We start from the raw sequence: 24,181 nt of genomic DNA, 5'->3' as shown, positions 1-24,181 counted from the left end.
CATAAGGAGAGAATGTATGTGGAAAAAACATGGTTCTGCGCTTATTGGGCTAATACTTACTGTGGCTTTATTCATTACCGGAATAAGGCTTCCTGATTATGTGTTAGCTGCAGAAAATGACAAAACAAGTATTGTAAATGATGCAAAGCTAACCATCTCGCAAAAGGAAGGATATAATGATTATAAGCCTGTGACAGGGGATATAAGCACAGATAAAGATATCCAGGTTGATATCTCATTTACGGCTGTTTTTAACAAGACCTTAAATGAAGGCAATTATATTAAAAAAGGTGATTATGTACAGTTTGACTTGGGTGAAAAGCTCAAGTTTACAGGTGACAATGCGTCTGCCAATGAAGTTGTAATTCCTATTAATGATAAGTCATTAAATGTGAAGATTTGTGATGCAATATTTACAAAGGATGCATCAGGTAATATTAAGGTGAAGTTTGATTTTTCAAACAGTGATGATAAGGTATTTGATAAAGAAAGTGCAGGTATCGGAGCATCAATCAAGGTAGATGTGGACCTTTCAAAGTTTGATTATGAGAATACCACTGAGAAAGTTATCAAGATATTTGGCAAAGAGTACAAGGTTGGCGTTATTGACAGTGATGTTGAATTAACAAAGACCGGTGTAATTGATGTAAAGAACTCCAAGATTGACTGGACCATTACAGCTAAAAGATTTGTAAAGGGTGTTGAACCAAGACAGCCTCTTAGCATAGAAGGATATACTTTTCTGGAGGATCCAACCTCTCAGGGAGAGTGGGGGAATAACTATATACCGGGCACATTCACAATCAATGATAAGTCCAGAGATGAGACATCAGGCTTAAAGGTGGGTAAAGTATATGGTACGGATTATACCGATGCCATGTCCTATACCATCAAGGCTGAGGACTTAGATACTGCTGATACTAGTAAGGCAGTAGTGAAATTCAGTACAGATGTGAATTTTGGTGGTGAATTTAGCGGGGGAGATCGCTATTATTATAATGCCGTTGAGCTGGTTAAGTTTAATACATCCCAGAGATGGCGTGTTTCTACCGGTGTTTCAGCTAGAAAAATGGGTAGTAAGACAGGTACATATGACGCCAATACAAAGACAATTACCTGGGCTATAGACTTCAACTACCCTAAGTATGAGCTTGGTGATGTAACAATATCTGATGAACTTACCAAGGACAATCAGGGCAGGATACCACAGAAGTTTAAGAAGGCATATATCCAGGCTTATGATTATGATAAATATGATTTTAGTAGTGTTAAGACTGAAATAACACCAGAGGTTTCAGGTGATAATCATACATTTACCATACCTAATGTTACAGGTAGATTTAAGCTTGTTATCGAAACAGAGATTGAGCCAGACAACTACCGTATAGACTTTAGCAATGATGCATACGTATGGTGGAATAACGTAAAGAATAAGACTAAGCTACATGCCGATATCTATACTGTACCAGGTGGAGATATCAAGTTTGGTGAGATTAACAAGACCGCTAAAAGCCAGGCCTCACCAGAAGGTGAACTTGGCTATGTTGGTGGAAAGGGCGATTATATCGGCTTTGAACCTGAGTGGACAGTAACAGCTAATAAGGATGCTGTATCTACTCCTGGCGACTACTATATGTACGATGCGTTCATTTTTGATAATAGTGTAAGTGTTGACAGAGAAACAATAAATACAGCTAATGGTTTCTCCATAAGAAAAGTAGGAGACAACAGCGTTACTGCTCTTGCAAACGGTGTGGGCTTTGATAAGGTATTTTCAAATAAATCAAAAAATGCAATCTATAAAAGACACCAGAAGCTTGTTAATCCTGAAAGCCCTGTCACAGATGCTACAAGCGGGCTCACTAATTCAGTATATGAAGTCCTTAAGGGTGGCGTATTAGTTGGCCACATACTTGAGCTTAAGCTTGTGCAGGGTACAGATAACTATGCTAAGTTTAGGTCAAGAGTTATGGACAAAGACCTCGTTGTATTAGACCGTGATGACGGTGTATATCAGGTACAGAACTACCTTGCTCTTACAAAGGGAGCCCACGTAGTGCTTGATAAGCTGGTTGGATACCACTATCAGCCAAAGCTTTTGGATAAGCATGTACTCTCAAAGTCGGTAGCAAAGCAGTTCCTTACCGATTATAACGCAGAGGCTACAAACAGTAATGTATATGACGCTGTAAACAACAGAGCAATTGACAACAGAGACACTGCTTATGACAGAGATACCAGATCTGTAGTCTTTAGAATCAGCGTAAATGCAAAGGATATCAAGGATGTAAATGGTGACTTAGGAAAGTTTATCTTAAATGATAAACTATGCTACAAGCTAAAACTGGCACCAATAAAAGATAATAAGTACTTCCTTATATACAAGGGCGAGCCTACACTAAAATACAACAATACAAACGAAGCAGACCAGAGATATGGCAGTATTCCTACATTTTCTAACGATATAACAGGAAAGATAGGATCGCTGGTAAATGCTGTAGGTAATCCTCTTTCAGATCAGGAAATAGCAGACAAAGGTATAGAGGCCACGATCGGAAAAGATGGTTATAACGATGATTTAATTACCTTTTCATTTGACAAGATAGACAGCCCTTATGTTATCTTCGTAAAGGCTGTAATGAAAAATGATCTTCCTTTGAATGAAAAAGGTGAGGTATGGAACAATGCCACAATTATGCTTGAAGGTGGCAATACCGCTATTATTAAAAATGCATATGCAAAGTATGATGAAAGATTCCTTTGGAAGAACCATGATGCAGATAAGGTCTTCATCGATGAACATGGCTACATCAACTGGAATGTGTACTACAAGCCATACAGAGTATATGCTGCCAACGATACAGCTACAGTTAGACTGGAGGATGAGTTAAACCGCTATCTTGTGCTTAGAAAAGAAAAGGGTACAGACAAGCTTATATTTGCAGATGATAACTACAAGGTATGGAAGGGTGAGTATGACGATGCTGGTAACTTTGTTAACCCGGTAGAGATTACTACCGGACTTGATGAAATATTCAAGTACGACCTTGCAAAGAAGAAGCTGGTTATGCATATTCCTGACAGAAATGCAGGATACAGATTCTCATATATCACAGACTTTGCAAAAGACGTAGCAAAGGATGTATCTCTTGAGAATAGCGTTGCTCTTATAGAGAAAGACAAACAGGTAGGCAGTGAAGTAAGAGTAAGCCACAAGGTTGAAGCCAATGCTTGGGGAAGTCTTAAGGATATGAACTATGGTGCATTTCAGTTAGTAAAGACAGATACTGAAGGTACAGAGCTTGCAGGAGCTGAGTTTAACTTAAAGAAGCTTGCAAGTGCACAGAGCCCTGCAGGAGATATGGGAACAGTTATATCTGCAACCAATTCTGCTGTTAAGTTTGAGAACCTCACAGTTGGTGAATATGAACTTACCGAGACAAAGTCACCTGTAGGTTATGAATCAAATGGCGTGGTATACAAGATAAAAGTTGTAGAGCTTGAAAATGGCGGATTAAAGGTACTTTTAGATGGCAACTATGAAGGAAAGGCAAAGATGAATCAGGGTGTTCTTAGTATTATTAATAAAAAGACACCTGATGTTCCAAATCCTGTTAACCCTCCTACACCGGATAATCCAACACCTGTGGTACCACCTACACCAGTTAATCCAACACCTGTAGTGCCACCAACACCGGATAACCCTACACCTTTAATTCCGGTAACTCCAACACCAGAGGATCCAACACCTGTTATACCTATAACCCCTACACCAACCCCAACTACACCTATAACCCCAACAACACCTTCAACTATAACTCCAACTCCTAATAATCCTAAGACACCAGATGGAGTGGTTGTTGATGAAGATAAGACACCACAGGGGAAGGTTGTAAAGACCAATAAACCAAAGGGAAAGAATAATCAGATAGTAGATGATGATGACACTCCTTTAGGTGGAAATAAAGCGAAGAAGAACCTTCCAAAAACTGGTGGTACTTCTACAGTTTGGTACTATGTTGCGGGAATCGGTCTGGTTCTTGTAGGTGGCTTGGTACTCATAAGACGTAAAAAAGAAAAGTAATGAGATAAGCACAAGTATAAGTCAAAGTTAGTAGAAATATAGTACGAATAAGGTAACAAGCTAATTACAAAGCTAAGCACAAAGAAAGTATTAGTGTGAACAAGTTACTTAGATTACAGACTTACTGAATAAAACCACGAAAGCATACACAGAAAACAAATTCTTTGTTAGATGTAACAAAGAAAATGATTTTTGTGTATGTTTTTTTTACTTGCAGTTTTCGTGAATTTCTGATATAAATGTTACAAGTAATAAATTACAAATAACTTAATGTGTTATTTGTAACCCATAGATATCCAAAACATGGGCATTTACTTCTTTCTGCTTATGGCAGGAGGCGGAAATCTAATTATAAAGGAGAGAGAAAGTATGTGGAAAAAACATGGATCTGCACTGTTAGGTCTGATACTCACGGTTGCTATAGTGCTAACCGGAGTAAAACTACCTAACATTATTTTCGCTTCAGATGCAAATGATAAGACTGAGTTGGTTAGACCTACAACAAAAGTAGAGTTTAGACAACCAAAGTACGATTATGGCAACGGAGGCACCATAACAACTTATGAACCAATCAAAGACAAGGTAGATATGTCAAAGGACATTTTGGTAAATGTTGAATTTGACCCTGTGTTTGATCTTGATGCACCTGCTGATAAGCGTATAAATAAAGGTGATTTTGTTGAGTTTGATTTGGGACAGGGCTTAAATATTGAAGATAACTATCAAACTTTAAAACAGAAGACTATACCAGTAAACGATAAAGATACAGGTGATAAAATATGTGATGCAATCTTTACAGTTAATCCTTCTGATGGAACCCTTAAGGTGAAGTTTGACTTTTCTACAGGAGCAGATGCTGTATTTAAGAAAAGAGATGGAAAGATTGGTGCTTCAATTACAATTTCTGTTGATGGACAGACTGCAAAGTATGAAGATTCTAAGATGAGCATTAGACTTCTGAATAAGGAATATGAAGTAGTCAACATTAGAGATGTTGTAAATATAAATAAGGTAGGTAAACTTGATTATATTAACGGAAAAATAGACTGGACAATCAATGTTGAAAGATTTATATCAGGAACCAATCCAAAGAGGTATCTTAGTCTTAAAAATTATGAATTTGAAGATACACTTAGCAATCGCATAGCTAAAGAGTATGTTGAAGGCTCATTTAGGATTAATGGTAAAGAAGCTGAAAATGTATACACTAGAAAACAGAGCAATATGCCTGAATATCAGTGGGTTTCCCATTCTATACAGGATAAGGATTTAGATCCTGATAATGTGGGTAAGGTAGTTATAACATTAAGCAGCTATGTTGATTTTATTAATTTGTCGAAAACATATAATAATAGGGCAGTTATAAGGCAGATTAGTGGTGGTTACAGAGATGCAACTGCGAATGTTGCTGTCCCACAATTCGGAGAAAAATTGGGCTCAATCGATTCTACAGGCAAAAAGATTATTTGGACTGTAGATTTTAACAAAGAAAACTATAATCTTGGTAATGTTACTGTTCTTGATAAACTTGAAAGTGATTTGACCGGTAGAATTCCTCAAGAATTTACTACTGCATATTTTCAGAGGATGAAAAATGGAGAGTGGGGAGCCAAAGAGAATGTAACTCCTACAGTAACTGAAAAAGGTCATAAGTTTGCTATAAATGATGTCAGTGAAAGAGTGTTACTTACAATTGAGACAGCTATTGAACCTGACGGAAGTCCTGCAAATTTTGAAAATGACGCTTTTCTGTATTGGAACGGAGAAGTAAATTATAAGGCAAAGCTTCATGCGAAAGTGAGAACAAGTCCTATAGGTGGTGGTTCTTTCGGAAGTATAAGTAAGACTGCAAATGCTCAGGCCCTGACAGAAGATGTGAAAAAGTACTATGCATATAAGGGAGAATATATAGGACCTCAGCCTGAGTGGACAGTTAGAGCTGATAAGAGTACCGTTCCTGCTCCTGGCGAATACTATATGTATGATACCTTCATCTTCGATAATAATACAGTACCTAACAAATCAGAAGTAAATTCTGCGAATGGCTATACCATAAAGAAGGTGGGTGATCCAAGTGTCACTACACTTGCAAATGGTGCAAAATTTGACACAATAATTCCTCTTGAAGGGAAAAAACAGAAACTTATAAATGTTGAAAATCCAGTGACGGTTTCTACAGCTGGTATTACAAGCGCAGTTTACGAAATAGTTAAAAACGAAAAGGTAGTAGGTCACATTCTTGAACTTAAGCTTGTTCCTGGCGTGGATAATTTTGCTAAGTTTAGTTCAATGATTGCAGATAAGGATATACTGACACAGTGGTATAGTGGAGGTGATGAAAAAGCCGGGTATAATACCATTATGCTTACAAAGGGACGCTATGTGACATATCAGGATTCAGCATATTACAGATATAACTCAAAACTTATCAGCAAACAGGTGATTTCTGCAAAAACTGCAAGAAATTTCTTGAAAAACCTTGATGCGGAAGCAACAAATGCTGATGTATTTGATGATAATGAGAAAATTGATGTTAAGCAAAATGATGTCGGATACGACAGAGATACAAGAACAGTAGTTTTTAGAATAAATGTAAATGCCGCTAATATAAAGGATGTGTATGGCGACCTCGGTCCTGTTATACTGGATGATACTTCTCTTAGTAATTATAGTTGGGATAAAGATTTTACCTTTGTTCCAATAGTTGAGGATAAGTTAAACCCAGAGAATAATAAAGAAATACTAATTTATAAGGGTGTTCCTGCTATTAAATATGAGGGTACGAATGATCCTGATTATAGAATTGGAAATAGTACTGTTAAGGCAGTTGGTAATGCTCTTAGCGATGAAGAATTAAAAAAGGAAGACATAGTAATCAATCCTAATGGAAAACCTAGCGAAGGCTTTCAAGTTGCGTTTAATAAATTAAACGGTCCTTACGTAGTCTTTGTGAAAATAAAGGTTAAGGAAGGTAACCGTGTCAATAATAAAGGAACAGTATACAATCATGCTAGAATTTACATTGGAAGTAATTCCTTAGTAGGACAGGATTACTCATGGTATGACGACAGATTCCTTTGGAAGAACTACGATGGACAGGACAGCAAGGATAAAATCAATGTAGATGACAATGGATTTATTAAGTGGAATGTATTCTACAGACCATATAAGACCTACAATGATAACAACGCAACAAAAATAAAGATCGAAGATAAGATAAATGGAAACCTCGTTCTTAGAAAAGAGAAGAATTCTTCAAATCTTGTTTTCGATGGAGACAATTATAAGATATGGAAGGGTGAGTTTGATAAGGACGGTAACTTTATCAATCCGGTAGAAGTTACAGATGCCCCAAATACTATATTTACCTATAACAATGAAACCGGTATAATGAGCATCAATATTCCGGATAATGATTCATCCTATAAGATTTCCTACATAACTGATTTTGCTGATAATGCTGCACGTGGTGATAGCTTAAGCAATGAAGTTAAGCTCATTGAGAATGGTGAGACAATAGGTAAGAGTGTAAAAGTAACTCATCAGGTCAAGGCAGAGGCTTATGGTCATGTAAACAACAAGCCTTATGAGCGTATTCAGATAATTAAGACTGATGTAAAGGGAAATCAGCTTGCAGGAGCGGAGTTTAGCTTTAAGAAGCTTGCAACTGCTGCCAAACCTGAAAAAAATATTGGTACATTTACAACATCTGCTAATAAAGCTATTAAGTTTGAAGAGCTTACAGCGGGAGAGTATGAACTTGTTGAGACAAAGGCTCCTGAAGGATATGAGTCAAACAATGTTACATACAGAATTAAGGTGATTGAGCTTGAAAACGGATTTAAGGTTGAACTGATAGGCGATTATGCAGGTCTTGCAACACTAGAGCAGAATGAGCTAAAGATTATCAACAAGAAGATTGATAAGGTTACTGAGCGTCTAAACCTTATAAAGACTGATGCAGATGGCAACAGACTTGCGGGAGCGGAGTTTACGCTTAAGAAGCTCGGTGCTACAACTGATGCAGCGGTAGAAGTAGGTAAATATACCTCTGTAACAGATGAAGCTATCAGAATTGAGAATCTTACAGCAGGTGACTATGAACTTGTTGAGACTAAGGCTCCTGAAGGATATGTTGTCAACAAAGAGCCATATAAGATTAAAGTGGTTAAGGTTGAAGGCGGATTTAAGGCTGAATTAGTAGGAGATTATGCAGAAAAGGCAAAACTTTTGAATAACGAACTTACTGTTATTAACAAGAAGAAGCCTGTAACACCACCAACACCTGAGAAGCCAGTGGTTCCTCCAACACCTGAGAACCCAACACCACTGATTCCGGTAAATCCTACAACACCTAATACACCAAACCCAACACCTTCTATACCTTCATATCCGATAAACAATACACCAAATCCAAATGACCCTAACAGTCCTGATGAATTTGAGGTTATAGGAAATGATGGAACTCCTCAGGGTAAGGTTGTTAAGAAAACCAAGCCAAATGGAGAAAAGGAGTATATCTTTGAGAAGGATAAAACACCTTTAGACGGATTTAAGGCAAAGAAGAGCCATACCAAGGCACTTCCTAAGACAGGTGGCGCATCTACAGTTTGGTACTACGTGGCAGGAATGGGTCTTGTAGTTATGGCAGGCCTTACATTTAGAAAACGTAAAGAAGAAGAGTAATAAGGTATAAAATACAGAGATACCGATAAAGGTTACCAAAACATACACGAAAATCAAAACATTTGTCAAATGTGACGAATAAAATGATTTTTGTGTATGTTTTTTTTACTTGCACTTTTCGTGGATTTTTGGTATAAATATTACAAGTGGTAAAATATATGCCAAATATTTTGCTATTTGTAACCATGAGGGATCCCAAGGAAGGGATATAATCTTTCCGCAGGTGCGGGAGGGGAAATAATTTACAAGGAGAGTAAAAATATGTGGAAAAAACATGGAACAGCACTATTAGGAATCATACTTACGTTAGCTATATTGCTAACCGGAGTAAAGCTTCCTGAATATGTAGCCGCAGCAGGAAATGACAAGACAAATCTTGCAAAGAATGTGAACGTAACTATCTATCAACAAGATAGCAGTAACGTTGAAAAGCCTGTTACAGGAGCAATAAATACAGCAAATTATATTAGGATGGATGTATCCTTTAACGCTGTGTTTAACAAAAGTTTAACTGAAGAAAACCGCATTAATAAGGGCGATTATATTCAGTTTGACTTAGGAAGTAAGCTAAAAATTAATGGAAGTGTTAATGAAGTTGTGCGCCCTGTAGAAGATACGGCATCAAAACTTAAGATTTGTGATGCTATCTTTACCTGTGATGACGATGGAAATATCAAGGTTAAATTTGATTTTTCCAACACAGATGACGCTGTTTTTGAAAAGGACAGCACTTCAATCGGAGCGTCAGTTACTTTAATTACTGACCTTTCTAAGTTTGACTTTACTACAACCAATGAGAAAGTGATTAGAATTTTTGGTAAAGACTATCAGCTTGGAGAAATAGTCGGTGATGTCAATCTTACAAAGACCGGAGTTCTTGATGTGAAGAACTCTAAGATTGACTGGACCATTACAGCTGAAAGATATGTAAGAGGATCTTCCCCAAGGGCACCTCTAAGTCTTGAAGGCTATACCTTCCGTGATTATCCAAAGGGTGGAGTAAACGGAAACAATTTTATAGAAGGTACATTTACCGTAAATGGTAAATCAAGAGATAAATCATCGGGCTTATCAATTGCAACCCTTAGAGATACAGGGTATACCAATATCATGTACTATACGGTAAAGGCAGATGACCTGGATCCTTCTAATGTAGGTAAAGCAGTACTAAAGTATAGTACTGATGTAAACTTTGGCGGTGATTTTGGCTCATCAGGTGTGAGAAATTATCCTAATGATATACACCTCGTAAAATATGGAACAAGTCAGTTCTGGTCTAAACATAGAGACGTTACCGTTAGAAAAATGGGCGAAAAGCTTGGAAGCTTCAATGCAGGCACTAAGACAATTACCTGGACAGTGGAGTTTAACCGACCTGAGTACGACTTAGGTGATGTAACCATTTCTGATGAACTTACCAAAGATAAAACCGGAAGAATACCTCAGAAATTTGAGAAGGCATATGTACAGACCTTTGATAAGACAAAAAATACCTGGAAAGAGGAGAAAACAGAGTTAACTCCTGTAGTTTCCGGGGATAATCATACTTTTACCATACCTAATGTTAAAGAGAGATTCCTTCTTACTATCCTAACAAAGGTAGACGCTGATAATTACAGTTCACGATTTGACAATGATGCGTATGTATGGTGGAATAATAACATTAAGTTTAAGACAAAGCTACATGCATCTATTTTAGACGTACATGGTGGCAATGGTCAGATAGGTACAATCAATAAGACTGCTAAAAGCCAGTTAGCAGTAAGCAGTGATAATGCTTTTGATGCAGGATTAGGTGAGTATATAAGCAATGAGCCTGAGTGGACAATGACTGCTGATAAGAATACAGTAGCCGCACCTGGTGACTACTACATGTACGATGCCTTCATTTTTGATAAGAATGTAAGGGTAGATAGTGATACAATCAACTCTACGAACGGATATTCTCTAAGAAAGCTTGGTGAAAACACTGCGGCAGCACTTGCAAGCGGTATAAGCCTGGAAAAATTATTTTCAAAAAATCCTGCTGGCGATGAAACTATGGGCAGACACCAGAAGTTAATGAACATCAACAAACCAATCACTGAAGCTACAGAAGGTGTTACAAATAATGTATACGAAGTGGTTAAGGACGGTAATGTAGTAGGACATGTCCTTGAGGTAAAGCTCGTTCAGGGAGTAGATAACTTTGTTAAGTTTAAGTCAAAAGTTATGGAGCACAATTTGATTGTATCCGAGCGTGAAGACGGATTAAACAGGCTTCAGAACTACTACTTGCTTGCGACAGGAGGCAACGTATTACTAAACAAGATGGTTGAATACCATTATCAGTCAAAGCTTCTTGATAAGCAGGTACTCTCAAGAACAGCGGCTAAGAAGTTCCTTACCGATTATGATGTAGCAGCTGCAAATAATGATGTGTTTGACGCTAACAATAAAATTGCTATTGATAATACTGAAACAGCTTATGATAAAGAGACAAGAAGCGTGGTATTTAAGATTAGCGTAAATGCAAAAGACATAAAGGATGTTCAGGGTGATATAGGTAAATTCGTATTAAGCGATGAATTATCTTATCATTTAAGGCTTGTACCTATTAAGAAAGAGGGAGGCCGTGATAAGTATTTCCTTATCTACAAGGGAGAGCCAGCTCTTAAATACAAAGATACCAGTGAAGCTGACCATAGATTCGGTAAGTTTTCGCATATCCCTTCTGATAGAGCAAGAAGTGTAGGCTCCATTGTTAATGCTGTAGGTGAGCCTCTAAGCGATAAGGAAATATCAGATAACAATATATTTGCGCTTCTCGATAAAGACTATTATAATAATTATGATAAAATAAGATTTACATTCGACAAGCTAAATAGCCCTTATGTTATTTTTGTAATGGCTGAGCTTAAGAGTGACGAGCCAATGAACGAAATTGGCCAGGTTTGGAATACCGCAAAAATGTGGATTCAGGGCGATGAAAGAGCCTACATTCAAATTGAGAAGACTGCGAAAGCTGATTACGACGATAGATTCCTTTGGAAGAATTATGATGGCGACAAGATCTTCATTGACAAGAACGGCTACATAAAGTGGAACCTCTTCTACAAGCCTTATAAGGTTTATAACGATAACAATGAAACCAAGCTCAGGCTTGAAGATCAGCTTAAAGGAAATCTTGTGCTTAGAAAAGAAAAGGGTACTGCTAATCTTGCCTTTAATGATGACAATTACAAAATCTGGAAGGGTAGCTTTGATGCAGAAGGAAATTTTGTAAATCCTGTGGAGATTACAGAAGGACTTGATAAGATTTTTGTTTATGACCTTGAGCAGAAAAAGTTAATAGTCAATATTCCGGACAATGACACATCATACAAGATATCATATATTACCGACTTTGCACCGGATGCAAAGAAGGGTGATGAGCTTGAAAATGATGTAGTCCTTATAGAAAAATCAAAGCAGATAGGTAGGAAAGTTGGTGTTAAGCACAGCATAGAAGCTAATGCTTGGGGAAGTCTTAAGGATATAAACTATGACAAGCTTCAGATCGTTAAGAAGAATGCCGATGGTGAAGAACTTGCAGGAGCAGAGTTTAGATTAAAGAGGCTTGCAGACTCTAACGTAACTGAGCAGGATATGGGAACAGTAAAGACTGTTACAGATGGAGCAGTTATGTTTGAAAATATCGTTGCAGGCAGCTATGAGCTTACTGAGACAAAGGCTCCTGAAGGCTATGAGACAAACGGAGTTACTTACAAGATAAAGGTGGTTGAGCTCGAAAATGGTGACTTAAACATTGCTTTAGACGGTAACTATGAAGGTCAGGCAACACTTGAGAAGAGAGTGCTTACGGTAATTAACAAGAAAAAACCTGTTACGCCTCCTACTCCGGTTAACCCAACACCTGAGAATCCTAAAAAGCCGGTTGACCCACCAACACCTGAGAATCCGACACCTCTGATTCCGGTTACACCTAAGACACCTGATACACCAACTCCAACACCTAGCATACCTTCATATCCAATAAACAATACACCTAATCCTAATGATCCTAACAGCCCTGATGAATTCGAGGTTATAGGAAATGATGGAACACCTCAGGGTAAGGTTGTAAAGGTGACTAAGCCTAATGGAAAGAAAGAGTATGTATTTGAAGATGATAAGACTCCTTTAGATGGCTTCAAGGCAAAGAAGAACCGTAAGGCGCTTCCTAAGACAGGTGGCGCGGCTACAACTTGGTACTACGCTGCCGGTGCAGGACTTGTACTTATGGCAGGTTTTGCATTTAGAAGACGTAAAGAAGAAATCTAATAGGATTCATCTGATTTACTTTTAGTATATTATACATTAGGTAAATAAAAATATGAGATTCCCACCCCGCTTGAGGGTGGGAGTTTTTTTGCGCAACAGGGGATAACTGCCAAAGTAGGTGCAAAACCAGATTGCATTTAAGCTTCAAAACTACAACGATTACTTGACACAAACCATTCAACCCACTTCAGTTGACAAAGAGCCTTTTTTTCTGTATACTCGATTTATCAAAAATATGAAGGGCAACAAAAATAACAAACGATATTAAAATTAATTTTTTCACGCAAGCAAAAAAAAACAACTGTATTCAAGTGATTGCCAATCATGATCCGGACATTGCTCCGCATGTAATAGAACTGTGAGGTGGATAGTGTGAAAGAAAGTATAGGAAAGCCATAGATTGGCGCACTTAACTAAGCTGTCTAAGGCAGGCAACTTTTTGAAGTGTTATTGAGTTAGAAAATTCGATTAAGAAGCTACTGGCTCATCAGGAGGAAGTAGTCCCTCTCGTTGCAATAGTTTCTTGGCTTGCTTGATAGCTTTTGCCTTTTGTTTTTCAATAAGAGCTTCAGGCACATCGATTTTATAAAGGTCGCTCGGATTCCACTGCTCGCCAGTAGACAGCATTTGGTAGATGGCAGTAAGAATCATACGGGCAATAGCGATAATGGCTCTTTTCTTGCCACGACGTTTAACAAGAGATTCATATTTCTTTTTGTAGTAAGGAGATTGGTCAGATTTTACGGCTGCATGAGCACACTGTACTAATGCAGGTTTGAGGTAGACTCCGGCACGTGTAATCCGAACAGATTTCTTCTTACCAGCAGATTCATTGCTGCCAGGTGTTAAACCAGCCCAACAGCATAAACGTTTGGAACTTGAGAACTGAGACATATCCGTACCGATTTCGGAGATGATAGTTATTGCACTATCACATTTGACACCCGGAATGGTACAGAGGAACTGGACAGCATTTTCAAAATCAGGATTAGAAGAAATCATATTTTCTATCATTTTATCAACATCTTTGATTTCTGCTGTGATATAATCCATATGTGCGCGGACGAGGCGCATACGGTATTTTTGGGCATCAGTCATCTGATATCCTTCGACGGATTCTATAACAGCATCTTCTTTGGATTTGAGGCTCCGAAGAAGCTTAGATGCGATTTCTTCGTGGTTAATGGATGTACCCGATTGTTCAAGTAGATAGTCGATAATGGACGTGGATGACTTCCCAAAGATATCGGAAACAACAGAATCTAATGCAACATTACAAACAGTAAGAGCATTCTGATATCGATTCTTTTCACTTGAACGGCAGGAAACAAGCTTGCAACGATAGCGAGTGTATTCCCTGAGAATACGGACTATCTTACAAGGGATATAGCTGCCTTTGACAAGTCCGAGACGGAATAAATCCCCAATCCATTTAGAATCTTTGGTATCATCTTTGTTGCCTTTCACAGCCTTTACCCACTTGGGATTGGCAATGACAACATTGATCTCATCTTCCAGAAGATTAAAGACAGGAACCCAGTATTTACCTGTGGATTCCATGCAGACATCATGACAATCATTGTCGAGAAGCCATTGCTTGAACTCAAGAATTGAATTGTTAAAGGTGGAAAAGCGCTTCTTTTGGTAAGATGGTTCAATGCCACCCGTAGTTTTTACAATCGTGGCAACGAGAAAAGATTTGTGAACATCGACACCACAACAGGTTTGGTAAGTAACTTTCATAGTCAGACTCCTTTCGTAAATGATAAGAAGCCATTGACTGAACTGCCACACAATTAAACTAAGGCGCTTAAGCAATTCTTAGTGTACGGATTCGTAATACCACTCATTTGTGCTTGAAAAGGCAGAACTTACACTGATTTATATGCTGTCTAAAACGAAGAAAGTTATTACAACTCCTCCTCACGTGCTTTGTAGTATAGCTTCTTGCAAACCATTTTAAAGCATAACGTAGAGAGTTGAAACACTTTCATTACTATTTGTGCCGCCAGCCGAAGGCGGCGGAATGGAGATTATTATGAAAACAAGTAGAATCGTAACCTTTATCCTTGGAATTGTGATGATCATTACGGGCATGTACTGCCTTATGAATCCGGTTATGACATATATGACGCTCGGATATGTAGTCGGCGTCAATATGATCATTGACTCCGTTGGCGGTATCATACTCTGGCATGAAAGAAAGAAGGAGGGAATGTCCTCCGGTTGGGAGCTTGCCGGAGCGATTGCTTCTCTCGTATTTGGCATCATCCTGATCGGCAGTACGGCTATGCAGCTGATCGTAGATATGACAATTGTTTATCTTGCAGCAATCTGGCTGATCGTAGTAGGTGTGATCCGAATCATGGTGGCGCTTCGTATCCACAAAGTAAGAAAGGCTCTCGATGCAGAGATCCTTGGAAGACGCTGGTGGCTTATCCTTATTGCGGGAATCCTGCTCATTGTCTGCGGAGTGCTCAGCCTGTTCAATCCGACAGGTCTCATTGTTGCTATCGGAATCAATTTTGGATTGAACATTATTATTGCCGGGGCGAATATGATTGCTGTTGCGGCTTAAACAAAGATAAGACTAAATGATAAATTATATCAATAAAATCAGACTGAATTTAATCAAATTTGGTTTGATTTTATTGCTTTGGGCGAAAAAAGAGTATAGCAAACAGACCTGAAACTGCATCTTTCAGGTTAAATGCAACGGTTTTTAGTGTTGCGTTTACTTTGAAAGGTATTTACTTTATTCCTGTTTAGTGTTTTAATAGTTTTGGAGTCAAATTTACATCACTTTCGCTTATTATTTTAAGCTTTAGTTTTGTACATCCGTTGCACAGCTTTACCTTGGAACCGTTCCGGTGTTCACAGCTTCTTTTGTCATAATGTTCACAGTATTTTTTGGCAAGATGGCAGGAGCGGCATTTTTTATTACAGTCTTTGGAACCACATACATGCTTAACATTGCATCCATTATAATCATTGCAGTCACAGGAATTAGGCATTTTGACAAGTGAATGCTTATGTATTTCTCTTGAAATGGTAGAAGGGGATTTCTCGAGGAAATCAGCAATACTTCTGATTGAAAAAACCTGTGCCAGCAACAATATCTTTCAATGTAAATGCAACAGAGGTACCTGTCAGTGTAAGTGCAACACCATGTTGCATTTAAGCCCCAAAACTACACGAAATCCTGCGCTAGATTTTCAAGGTAAGTGCAACACTTTGTAAAAATAGTAAATGCAACACTATTGCTAGATAAAATGATAAAATTATATCAATAAAATCTGACTGAATTTAATCAAATTTGGTTTGATTTTATTGCTTTTGGCGAAAAAAGGGTATAGCAAACAGACCTGAAACTACATCTTTCAGGTTAAATGCAACGGTTTTTAGTGTTGCGTTTACTTTGAAAAATTTTACCAATATCTACTTATAAACCTTATATTTGGGCTAATCGATTATATTTCACTTACACGAAATCTGTCAAGGCTAAAGTGAATGGGCTTTCAGCCCAGCCTTGACTAGAATTTCGTAAGTGAAATTTATTATAAATTAAGCCCAATATAACCATAAATAAAACCTACACAATAGCCTTATATTTCCTTGATTTATCAATTAGAGTGGCTCTATGTATTATATTTAATAATTTTGAAACTGAGCTAATGATATACTTCAAAGTAAATGCAACAGAGGTACCTGTCAGAGTAAGTGCAACACCATGTTGCATTTAAGTTGAAAAACTACTCACGAAATCCTGCGCAAGCAGTAATTAAAAATTCGGCTTGACAAATGAGGTTAATTAGTGTAAAATACCTATTGTGCTATGGTTATTATTACCCAATCAGTTGTCGGCACTAAATCTACAGCTGGAGGGGAGGGTTGGTGAGAGAATGTCAAATGTAATCGTTAAAGAAAACGAAACTCTTGATAGCGCTCTTCGCCGTTTCAAGAGAAACTGCGCGAAGGCTGGTATTCAGCAGGAGATTCGTAAAAGAGAGCATTACGAGAAGCCATCTGTCAGACGTAAGAAAAAGTCTGAGGCTGCTAGAAAACGCAAATTCAAATAATTAAAGTTGAAAGGACGCAGTGTCGATATGGCTCTGCGTCTTTTTAGCGTATTAATTAGTTTAATTATTAACAATAAAGGAGTATATAACTTGGCGGTTTCTGAAATTACAATAAATATACCGGTTAGTCACGAGTCAAATGTATCAGGTGCATTTGACAGTAATATCAAGATAATAGAGAAGTCTTTTGGGGTGGAAGTAGTCTCAAGAGACGGAGTTACACATATAAAAGGTAATAAAGAAGATGTGAGAGGGGCTCTTAAGGTAATGGAGCAGCTTTTAGCTCTTTCACTAAGAGGAACTGATATAACTGAGCAACAGGTAAACTATGCCGTTTCCATTATCAAAGAGCCTGTAGATTCTGCTGAGAGCCTTGAAAGCATAGATAAAGAGATAATTGCACATACTGTGAGCGGTAAGCCTGTCAAGCCTAAGACTATCGGCCAGAAGAAGTATGTAGACCAGATAAAGAAGGATATAATAGTGTTTGGACTGGGCCCTGCAGGTACGGGAAAGACCTATCTAGCCATGGCTATGGCTATTCAGGCCTTTAAGGATAACAAGATAGAGAGGATAATACTGACAAGACCTGCCATTGAGGCGGGAGAAAAGCTGGGATTCCTTCCGGGGGATTTACAAAGCAAGGTAGACCCTTATCTAAGGCCTCTCTATGATGCCCTTAATCAGATTATGGGGGCGGAGACCTTTCAGGCAAATGCAGAAAAGGGACTGATAGAAGTTGCGCCTCTAGCCTACATGAGGGGAAGGACTCTTGATAATGCCTTTATCATACTTGATGAGGCGCAGAATACCACTCCTGCACAGATGAAGATGTTTCTTACAAGAATAGGCTTTGGCTCCAAGGTTGTTATTACAGGAGATTTAACGCAGAAAGACCTTGCAAATGGCGTCAAATCAGGTCTTGAAGAGGCGGTTAAGATACTTAAGAATATTGAGGGTATAGGTTTTTCTAACCTGACCAACAAGGATGTGGTTCGTCATCCTTTAGTACAAAGAATAGTTACTGCTTATGATGAGTACGAGAAGAAGAATCTGCATAAAGAAAATAAAAGGAGCTATCGTAGATGACCGTAGATGAGCCTAAGCATTATTTTTTGGAAGACTACTATATATTTTTTTCGGTACCCTTATGTGCAGCCTTTGGGATGCTTCAATTTGGTGATATATTTAAGGCTGCTGGAATCACCCTTTTTGTCTGTGCATTTTGTATAATCTATAAGTTATATGACAGATATACAAGAGCTGCTTTAGATAATAAAAAGCGTGGAATCAAGCAGGAAATTTTTTCTGTATCAGGATTTATTTTTACAGTGTGTGTTGCTGTATTCTCGGATATATCTATGTTTAGATGGCTGTTTTTGATAGGTATATTGCTATCAGTGTTTTTCTCAGGAATAATCAGCTCATTTATGTCTGTATTTGCTTATGTGCTTATAACTACTATATTTACCGAAGCTACTCCTGAGTATGTGGCAAAGAGTCTCTTAACTGCTGTTATACTCATCATTCTAACCAGATACTACTCAGACTTTGTGAGCTTAGTTTATTCGATTATCTGTCTGTTGTCGTTTGAAGCAGCCTTCTTTTTGATTCTACACGGTATGGATATGGAAATGCTTTTTAGCCAGTACTATCTAAAGGAAGCCTTGGTTATTACTATCTGTCTTATTATTGGTTGGCTTATATTTAAGCAGATAAACTCTACTTCGGATGGTGTTGAGGCTGCTTTGACTGCTAGCAAAGAAAATGAAACTTCCGAAACCAAGGATAAAGAAGATGAAGCTATAAATGCGGTAGCTGCTACCAATTCAGCGGCAATTACTAAGACTGATAGTGCTGAAACGGCAGAGATTAAAGAAGTTTTGTCAGAAGCTGCTACTGAAGAATATGCTAAAGAGGACACTACTACACTTGTAGAAGAGAGGCCTGTACTAAAACAAGAAGTTGAAACTGAGCCTGTTGGCGTAAGCTTAATAGATAAAGAGCCTGAAGATAGAGATTACTCATATCTTTTAAGCAAAAATAATTCGGCGTATAGACTGCTTGTAGGCAATGAAGGACTCTTTAATAAAGCCCTTAGAACTTCAAAGCTGGTTAAAGACATAACCGAACTTATTGAAGGAAGGATAAGCCTTGCAGAAGTAGGTGGTTTTTTTGCTGAATGTGGAAGAGCTGTTAGCAATAATTATATAAAAGAAGGCCTGATTTTAGCTAAGGAGAATAATTTTCCGATAGAGGTTACGGACTTTATAAAAGAACATAATTTTAAGCTTGGTTATCCGAGGTCTAAGGAGACAGCTATAACTATGATAGTTTGCAAGCTTGGTTCTACAGTTGATTTCTTAGAAGATAAAGGAGTGAAGCGAAGTGTTACTGCTATAGTTGACAGTGTAATGGATTCTTGCTTAATGGCTGGAAGGCTTGATGCATCAGGTCTTTCTCTTAACGAATACAAATTCATAAAGGATTTTCTTTTGGAGGAGGCAAGGGTAAGCTATGACTATTTTAGTGGAGAACGAAGCTAATAGAGGGCTTGACTTTGATTATGAGGAAGTTATCAAGACTGTGATAAGCAAGACTCTGGAAACTGAGAACTGTCCTTATGAAACCGAGGTAAATGTACTTCTTACGGGAAATGAGGAAATACATGAAGCTAATAAGGAGTTTAGGGGAATAGACAGGCCTACGGATGTGCTTTCGTTTCCTATGGTTGACTATGATTTCCCTTCTGACTTTTCTTATGTTGAAGAAAATCCGGAAAGTTATATAAATCCTGAAACAGATGAGCTCCTGCTAGGAGATATAATGATTTCTGTCGATAAAGTATATGAGCAGGCAGATGAGTATGGACATAGCAGAAAAAGAGAATTTGCATTTCTTATTGCACACAGTATGCTTCATTTGCTTGGATATGACCATATAGACGAGGCAGAGAGAAAAGTGATGGAAGTAAAACAAGAAGCCATACTTGATGCCCTCGGTATAACAAGAAATGGAGGATGATATGAAAAAGAAAATATTAGTTACCGGATTACTGGCTGTTACCTCAGTGTTTATGCTTTTATCTGCTTGTGGCAAAAAGGCAGACAATGTTACCACTTCAAGTGCAAAGACTGATTCATCTAAAGTAGTTGTAGATAATAAGCCTGCATCAAGTCTGAATATATCATCGACTGTAACACCTGCAGGAGTTATAAAGCCTGAGTATACCAGCCCTTTAAGCGGTAAGGCTCTTGATAAAAAGTATAAGAATAAGCGCCCCTTTGCATTTATGTTCAACAACATAGAATTTGCCTATCCACAGACAGGGACCGGCAGAGCGGACATTTTATATGAAATCCTTGCAGAGGGTGGAATCACTAGGCTTATGGGAGTATTTGACTATATGAAGGGAGATAGGATAGGTTCTGTAAGAAGTGCAAGACATTATTATGTGGACTTTGCCAATGAGTTTGATGCCATTTTTGTTCATTTCGGTCAGACACACTATGCTATAGATGAGATTAAAAAACTTGGAGTAGATACTGTTTCCGGGCTATCCTGGGAGGGAGCTAAGGCATTTTACAGAGATAACACTATCCGTGCCCCACACAACGCTTTTGCAAGTGCCAAGGGTATAATGCAGGCTGTAAAGGACAAGAAAATAAGAACGAAACCAAGAAAAGGCCTTACTTCACATTTTAATTTCTCAGATGAAGAGGTTAAAAATGATGAGAAGGGTTCATTTAAGTCGGAATATGTGAAGGTTCCTTTTTCAGCCTATATGACTCCTTACTTTACTTATGGTAAAAAGGACAAGTCTTATACCAGATTTGCTTTTGGTACCAAACATATCGATAAAGGTACAGGAAAGGCTCTTAAGTTTAAGAATATTTTTATTCAGTTTGTAAATGAGTACAACAAAGACCACAATGGATATCAGACTATGGATTTGATGAATAACTCCGGAAGTGGCTATTATCTGACTGGTGGAAGAGGAATAAAGGTATACTGGAAGAAAAAAGGCGGTGCTGACAAGACTAAGTTCTTCTATGACAAGGAGCATAAAGATGAGGTTCTTGTAAATGCAGGTAAGACCTACTACGCTGTATTTCCGGCAAATAGGAAAGAAATGGTTAAATTTAAGAAAAAATAGAGGAATTATGGCTAACGATATTCGTGATTTAATTATTATTGGAGGCGGTGCTTCAGGTATGCTTACAGGAATAATTGCTGCAAAGAGAGGGCAGAGCGTAAGCATACTTGAGCATAATAAGGCTCTCGGTAAAAAGCTTGCAATCACAGGTAATGGGAGATGCAACTTTACCAATCTTTATCAGGAACCATTCTGCTATAACAGCGGAGATATAGAAAAATCATATAATATCATCAATAAATGGGGGAAAAAGGGAATAACAGACCTTTTTTCTTCTTTTGGTATTGAATGGATGATAAAAAAAGGAAGGAGTTTTGACAGGGCCTACGCAGGCTATGTCTACCCTGCAGGAGAAAGTGCTAAAGAGTTTGTAAATATATTAAATGACGAACTGATTAGATATAGGGTAAAGATTAAAACGAATATAAGTGTTACAGATATAAAGCCTATATCAGAGGGCTTTGAGATAGTTACCACAAGTGCAGACAGCTATTATTCATATTTTGCAAAGCAGGTTGTCATTGCTTGCGGCGGATTTGCTGCGCCAAGTACGGGAAGTGACGGGAGTTTATTTCCGATTATTGAAGGTCTTGGACATACCATAATCAAGCCTCTTCCTGCGCTTACATCAGTAAAAACAGATATTTCACTTTTTGCAGGCCTTAGGACTGTGGCTGAGGTTAAAGCTATAGCGTATGAAGATGGTAAAGAAGAATCAATCGGCAGCGAAATAGGAGAAATCCAGTTTACCGAGCAGGGCCTTAGTGGCATACCTGTAATGCAGCTTTCAGGCAAGGTGGCAAGGGCTATAGACGAGGGTAAAAAGGTGGATTTTTTCTTAGATTTTTGTTATGAAACCTCAGAGGGCGAACTTCTTGAAATACTTAAAAAACGCAGAATAGTGTTAGCTGATAAGACTTCTGATAAATTTTTAACAGGCTTTACCTATGAGAAAATATCAAGATATTTAACAGATAAATATTTAAGCAACAAAACCAAGGTAGAAGATATCCCAGATGATAAAATTATTTCGGTTACAAGCTGGCTTAAAAAGTCAAAATTTGCTATAATAAAAGTTAGCGGTTTTGAAGCTGCACAGACAACCTCAGGCGGAGTCTCGATGAACGAGGTTACAAATAATTTGGAATCAAAAATTGTTCCCGGACTTTTCTTTGTGGGAGAGGTACTTGATGTGGATGGACTTTGTGGAGGATACAATCTGACTTGGGCCTTTGCAAGTGCCTTAGAGGTTGGAAACGGAGGAAGATGATAGAAGGTAAATTACTTCAAGTTTCGCAGGTAAAGCTTCCTGTAGGCTATACAGCCGAAGATGTAAGGAAAGCCTGTATTAGAAAGCTTAAGATAAATGATAATGAGATTTTGGCTTATGAAACCAAGAAAAAGTCAGTTGATGCAAGAAAAAAAGATGACATACATTATAGCTTATCTGTAGTTGTTTCGCTTACGGACAAGGCTTATAACAGGATTGTATCTGCAAAGAGGCCTAACTCTGATGTGACGGTCTACAAGGAAGAAAAGCTCGAGATAAAAAGGATTACTCAGATTGATGACAAGATGAGGCCTGTGATTGTGGGGAGCGGTCCTGCAGGACTCTTTTGTGCCTATGTGCTTGCCCTTTCGGGACTGAAGCCTATTATCATTGAACAGGGACAGGATGTAGAGAGGAGAACTGCAACTGTTGACAAGTTCTGGGAGACCGGGGAACTGTCTGAGACAACCAATGTACAGTTTGGTGAAGGAGGCGCCGGCACCTTTTCAGACGGTAAGCTAAATACCTTGGTAAAGGATCCTTACAGGCGCATTCCTTTTGTGCTTGAAACCTTTGTTAAGTTCGGGGCTGATCCCGAAATCCTATACCTCAATAAGCCTCATATAGGAACTGATGTACTTAAAGATATACTGATAAATATGCGTAAGGAGATATTATCCTTAGGCGGTGAGTATATGTTTGAAACTAAGTTCACTAACTTTGAGGCAAAGAATGGAGATGTCAGCCACATTGTGCTAAATGATGAGGAAATCCTTCCTTGTAAGGAACTGATTCTTGCCATAGGACATTCTTCAAGGGATACCTTTGAATTGCTCTCATCAAAGGGGATAATTATGACTCCTAAGCCTTTTGCAGTCGGGCTAAGGGTTGAGCATCCGCAGGAAATGATTAGTAAATATCAGTATGGCAGGATGTATGACAGACTTCCGCCTGCAGATTATAAGGTGACAGCAAAAGGAGTTGAAGACAGGGGGGTATATTCGTTTTGTATGTGTCCCGGCGGATATGTAGTCAATTCTTCTTCTGAAAAGGGAGGAACTCTTGTAAATGGTATGAGCTATAACGATAGAGGCTCAAAGAATGCAAACAGTGCAATAGTAGTAGCGGTTAATCCTACTGATTTTGGTGCAGATGACGCACTTGCAGGAGTAAGATATCAGAGAGAACTGGAGAAAAAGACTTATGAGCTTGCAAAAGGTGCTATTCCTATCCAGCTTTTGGGAGATTTTAAAGAGAATAAAAACAGCACAGGCTTTGGAGGGATAACCACTGTATCAAAGGGCAGAACTGAATTTGCAAATCTAAGAGAGATACTGCCTAAGTATATAAGTGAGTCAATCATCCTTGGCATGGGAAGCTTCGGTACTAAAATAAAAGGCTTTGACAGGGATGATGTAGTACTGCTTGGTGTAGAATCAAGGACCTCGTCTCCTCTTAGGATACTAAGGGATAGTGAGAGCTATGAAGCCAATATTACAGGTATATATCCTATAGGTGAGGGAGCAGGCTATGCAGGAGGCATAACAAGTGCAGCTGTAGACGGAGTTAAGGCTGCTCTTAAGATAATAGAAAAGCGAATTTAG

13 protein-coding genes are annotated in these 24,181 nt (G+C 38.3%); 11 read left to right on the top strand and 2 right to left on the bottom strand.

Annotation, left to right across the window (positions count from 1 at the left end; genetic code table 11):
- Window positions 1-16 precede the first annotated feature (16 nt).
- The 3 genes from ACO6HM_RS04590 to ACO6HM_RS04580 all read left to right on the top strand — a co-directional run bounded on the left by ACO6HM_RS04590 (window position 17) and on the right by ACO6HM_RS04580 (window position 13,072).
- Complete coding sequence (locus ACO6HM_RS04590) at window positions 17-4,084, top strand: SpaA isopeptide-forming pilin-related protein (RefSeq protein WP_485389981.1); 4,068 nt, start codon at window positions 17-19, stop codon at window positions 4,082-4,084.
- Between the two features lie 369 nt (window positions 4,085-4,453).
- Window positions 4,454-8,770 carry a SpaA isopeptide-forming pilin-related protein gene (locus ACO6HM_RS04585; RefSeq protein ID WP_485389980.1) on the top strand — a complete coding sequence of 1,439 codons (4,317 nt, stop codon included), beginning with the start codon at window positions 4,454-4,456 and terminating at the stop codon, window positions 8,768-8,770.
- 261 nt (window positions 8,771-9,031) lie between these two features.
- Window positions 9,032-13,072 (top strand): SpaA isopeptide-forming pilin-related protein, encoded by a 4,041-nt coding sequence (locus tag ACO6HM_RS04580; RefSeq protein WP_485389979.1) that lies wholly within the window; start codon window positions 9,032-9,034, stop codon window positions 13,070-13,072.
- A gap of 468 nt (window positions 13,073-13,540) precedes the next feature.
- Here ACO6HM_RS04580 and ACO6HM_RS04575 read toward each other — a convergent pair whose 3' ends face one another.
- A complete protein-coding gene (locus ACO6HM_RS04575) occupies window positions 13,541-14,815 on the bottom strand; it encodes an IS110 family RNA-guided transposase (protein ID WP_208428661.1) in 1,275 nt (424 codons plus the stop codon).
- Window positions 14,816-15,110: 295 nt separating this feature from the next.
- On the opposite strand from ACO6HM_RS04575, the gene ACO6HM_RS04570 reads away from it, so the two are divergent.
- Complete coding sequence (locus tag ACO6HM_RS04570; protein ID WP_208428662.1) at window positions 15,111-15,650, top strand: HdeD family acid-resistance protein; 540 nt, start codon at window positions 15,111-15,113, stop codon at window positions 15,648-15,650.
- Window positions 15,651-15,837: 187 nt separating this feature from the next.
- On the opposite strand, the gene ACO6HM_RS04565 is transcribed toward ACO6HM_RS04570, so the two are convergent.
- Window positions 15,838-16,185: a helix-turn-helix domain-containing protein gene (locus tag ACO6HM_RS04565; RefSeq protein WP_208428663.1), complete on the bottom strand. Its 348-nt coding sequence runs from the start codon at window positions 16,183-16,185 to the stop codon at window positions 15,838-15,840.
- Between the two features lie 789 nt (window positions 16,186-16,974).
- Between ACO6HM_RS04565 and rpsU the strand changes: the two genes are divergently transcribed.
- From rpsU to ACO6HM_RS04530, 7 genes are all read left to right on the top strand, one after another.
- Entirely contained in the window at window positions 16,975-17,151 is a 177-nt protein-coding gene (gene rpsU / locus ACO6HM_RS04560; protein WP_021886387.1) for a 30S ribosomal protein S21, read from the top strand.
- 90 nt (window positions 17,152-17,241) lie between these two features.
- Window positions 17,242-18,240: a PhoH family protein gene (locus tag ACO6HM_RS04555; RefSeq protein WP_208428664.1), complete on the top strand. Its 999-nt coding sequence runs from the start codon at window positions 17,242-17,244 to the stop codon at window positions 18,238-18,240.
- Complete coding sequence (locus tag ACO6HM_RS04550) at window positions 18,237-19,697, top strand: hypothetical protein (RefSeq protein ID WP_485389978.1); 1,461 nt, start codon at window positions 18,237-18,239, stop codon at window positions 19,695-19,697. Before ACO6HM_RS04555 ends, ACO6HM_RS04550 begins: the two co-directional genes overlap by 4 nt.
- On the top strand, window positions 19,669-20,175 hold the full coding sequence (ybeY, locus tag ACO6HM_RS04545) for an rRNA maturation RNase YbeY (RefSeq protein ID WP_485389977.1): 507 nt from the start codon (window positions 19,669-19,671) through the stop codon (window positions 20,173-20,175). Before ACO6HM_RS04550 ends, ybeY begins: the two co-directional genes overlap by 29 nt.
- Window position 20,176: 1 nt before the next feature.
- Window positions 20,177-21,307 carry a DUF3048 domain-containing protein gene (locus tag ACO6HM_RS04540; protein ID WP_485389976.1) on the top strand — a complete coding sequence of 377 codons (1,131 nt, stop codon included), beginning with the start codon at window positions 20,177-20,179 and terminating at the stop codon, window positions 21,305-21,307.
- Between the two features lie 7 nt (window positions 21,308-21,314).
- On the top strand, window positions 21,315-22,577 hold the full coding sequence (locus tag ACO6HM_RS04535; protein ID WP_485389975.1) for an aminoacetone oxidase family FAD-binding enzyme: 1,263 nt from the start codon (window positions 21,315-21,317) through the stop codon (window positions 22,575-22,577).
- Complete coding sequence (locus tag ACO6HM_RS04530; protein ID WP_485389974.1) at window positions 22,574-24,181, top strand: NAD(P)/FAD-dependent oxidoreductase; 1,608 nt, start codon at window positions 22,574-22,576, stop codon at window positions 24,179-24,181. The genes ACO6HM_RS04535 and ACO6HM_RS04530 overlap by 4 nt, the downstream gene beginning before the upstream one ends.

It is taken from the genome of Catonella sp. (assembly GCF_057250765.1).
The sequence above is the reverse complement of the archived record's forward strand: the minus strand, read 5'-3'. Positions and strand labels throughout refer to the sequence as shown.

What these genes read in the sequence shown, in the direction of transcription:
- ACO6HM_RS04590 (WP_485389981.1), top strand. Translation starts at nt 17, where the DNA reads ATGTGGAAAAAACATGGTTCTGCGCTTATTGGGCTAATACTTACTGTG.
- ACO6HM_RS04585 (WP_485389980.1), top strand. Translation starts at nt 4,454, where the DNA reads ATGTGGAAAAAACATGGATCTGCACTGTTAGGTCTGATACTCACGGTT.
- ACO6HM_RS04580 (WP_485389979.1), top strand. Translation starts at nt 9,032, where the DNA reads ATGTGGAAAAAACATGGAACAGCACTATTAGGAATCATACTTACGTTA.
- ACO6HM_RS04575 (WP_208428661.1), bottom strand. Translation starts at nt 14,815, where the DNA reads ATGAAAGTTACTTACCAAACCTGTTGTGGTGTCGATGTTCACAAATCT.
- ACO6HM_RS04570 (WP_208428662.1), top strand. Translation starts at nt 15,111, where the DNA reads ATGAAAACAAGTAGAATCGTAACCTTTATCCTTGGAATTGTGATGATC.
- rpsU (WP_021886387.1), top strand. Translation starts at nt 16,975, where the DNA reads ATGTCAAATGTAATCGTTAAAGAAAACGAAACTCTTGATAGCGCTCTT.
- ACO6HM_RS04550 (WP_485389978.1), top strand. Translation starts at nt 18,237, where the DNA reads ATGACCGTAGATGAGCCTAAGCATTATTTTTTGGAAGACTACTATATA.
- ybeY (WP_485389977.1), top strand. Translation starts at nt 19,669, where the DNA reads ATGACTATTTTAGTGGAGAACGAAGCTAATAGAGGGCTTGACTTTGAT.
- ACO6HM_RS04540 (WP_485389976.1), top strand. Translation starts at nt 20,177, where the DNA reads ATGAAAAAGAAAATATTAGTTACCGGATTACTGGCTGTTACCTCAGTG.
- ACO6HM_RS04535 (WP_485389975.1), top strand. Translation starts at nt 21,315, where the DNA reads ATGGCTAACGATATTCGTGATTTAATTATTATTGGAGGCGGTGCTTCA.
- ACO6HM_RS04530 (WP_485389974.1), top strand. Translation starts at nt 22,574, where the DNA reads ATGATAGAAGGTAAATTACTTCAAGTTTCGCAGGTAAAGCTTCCTGTA.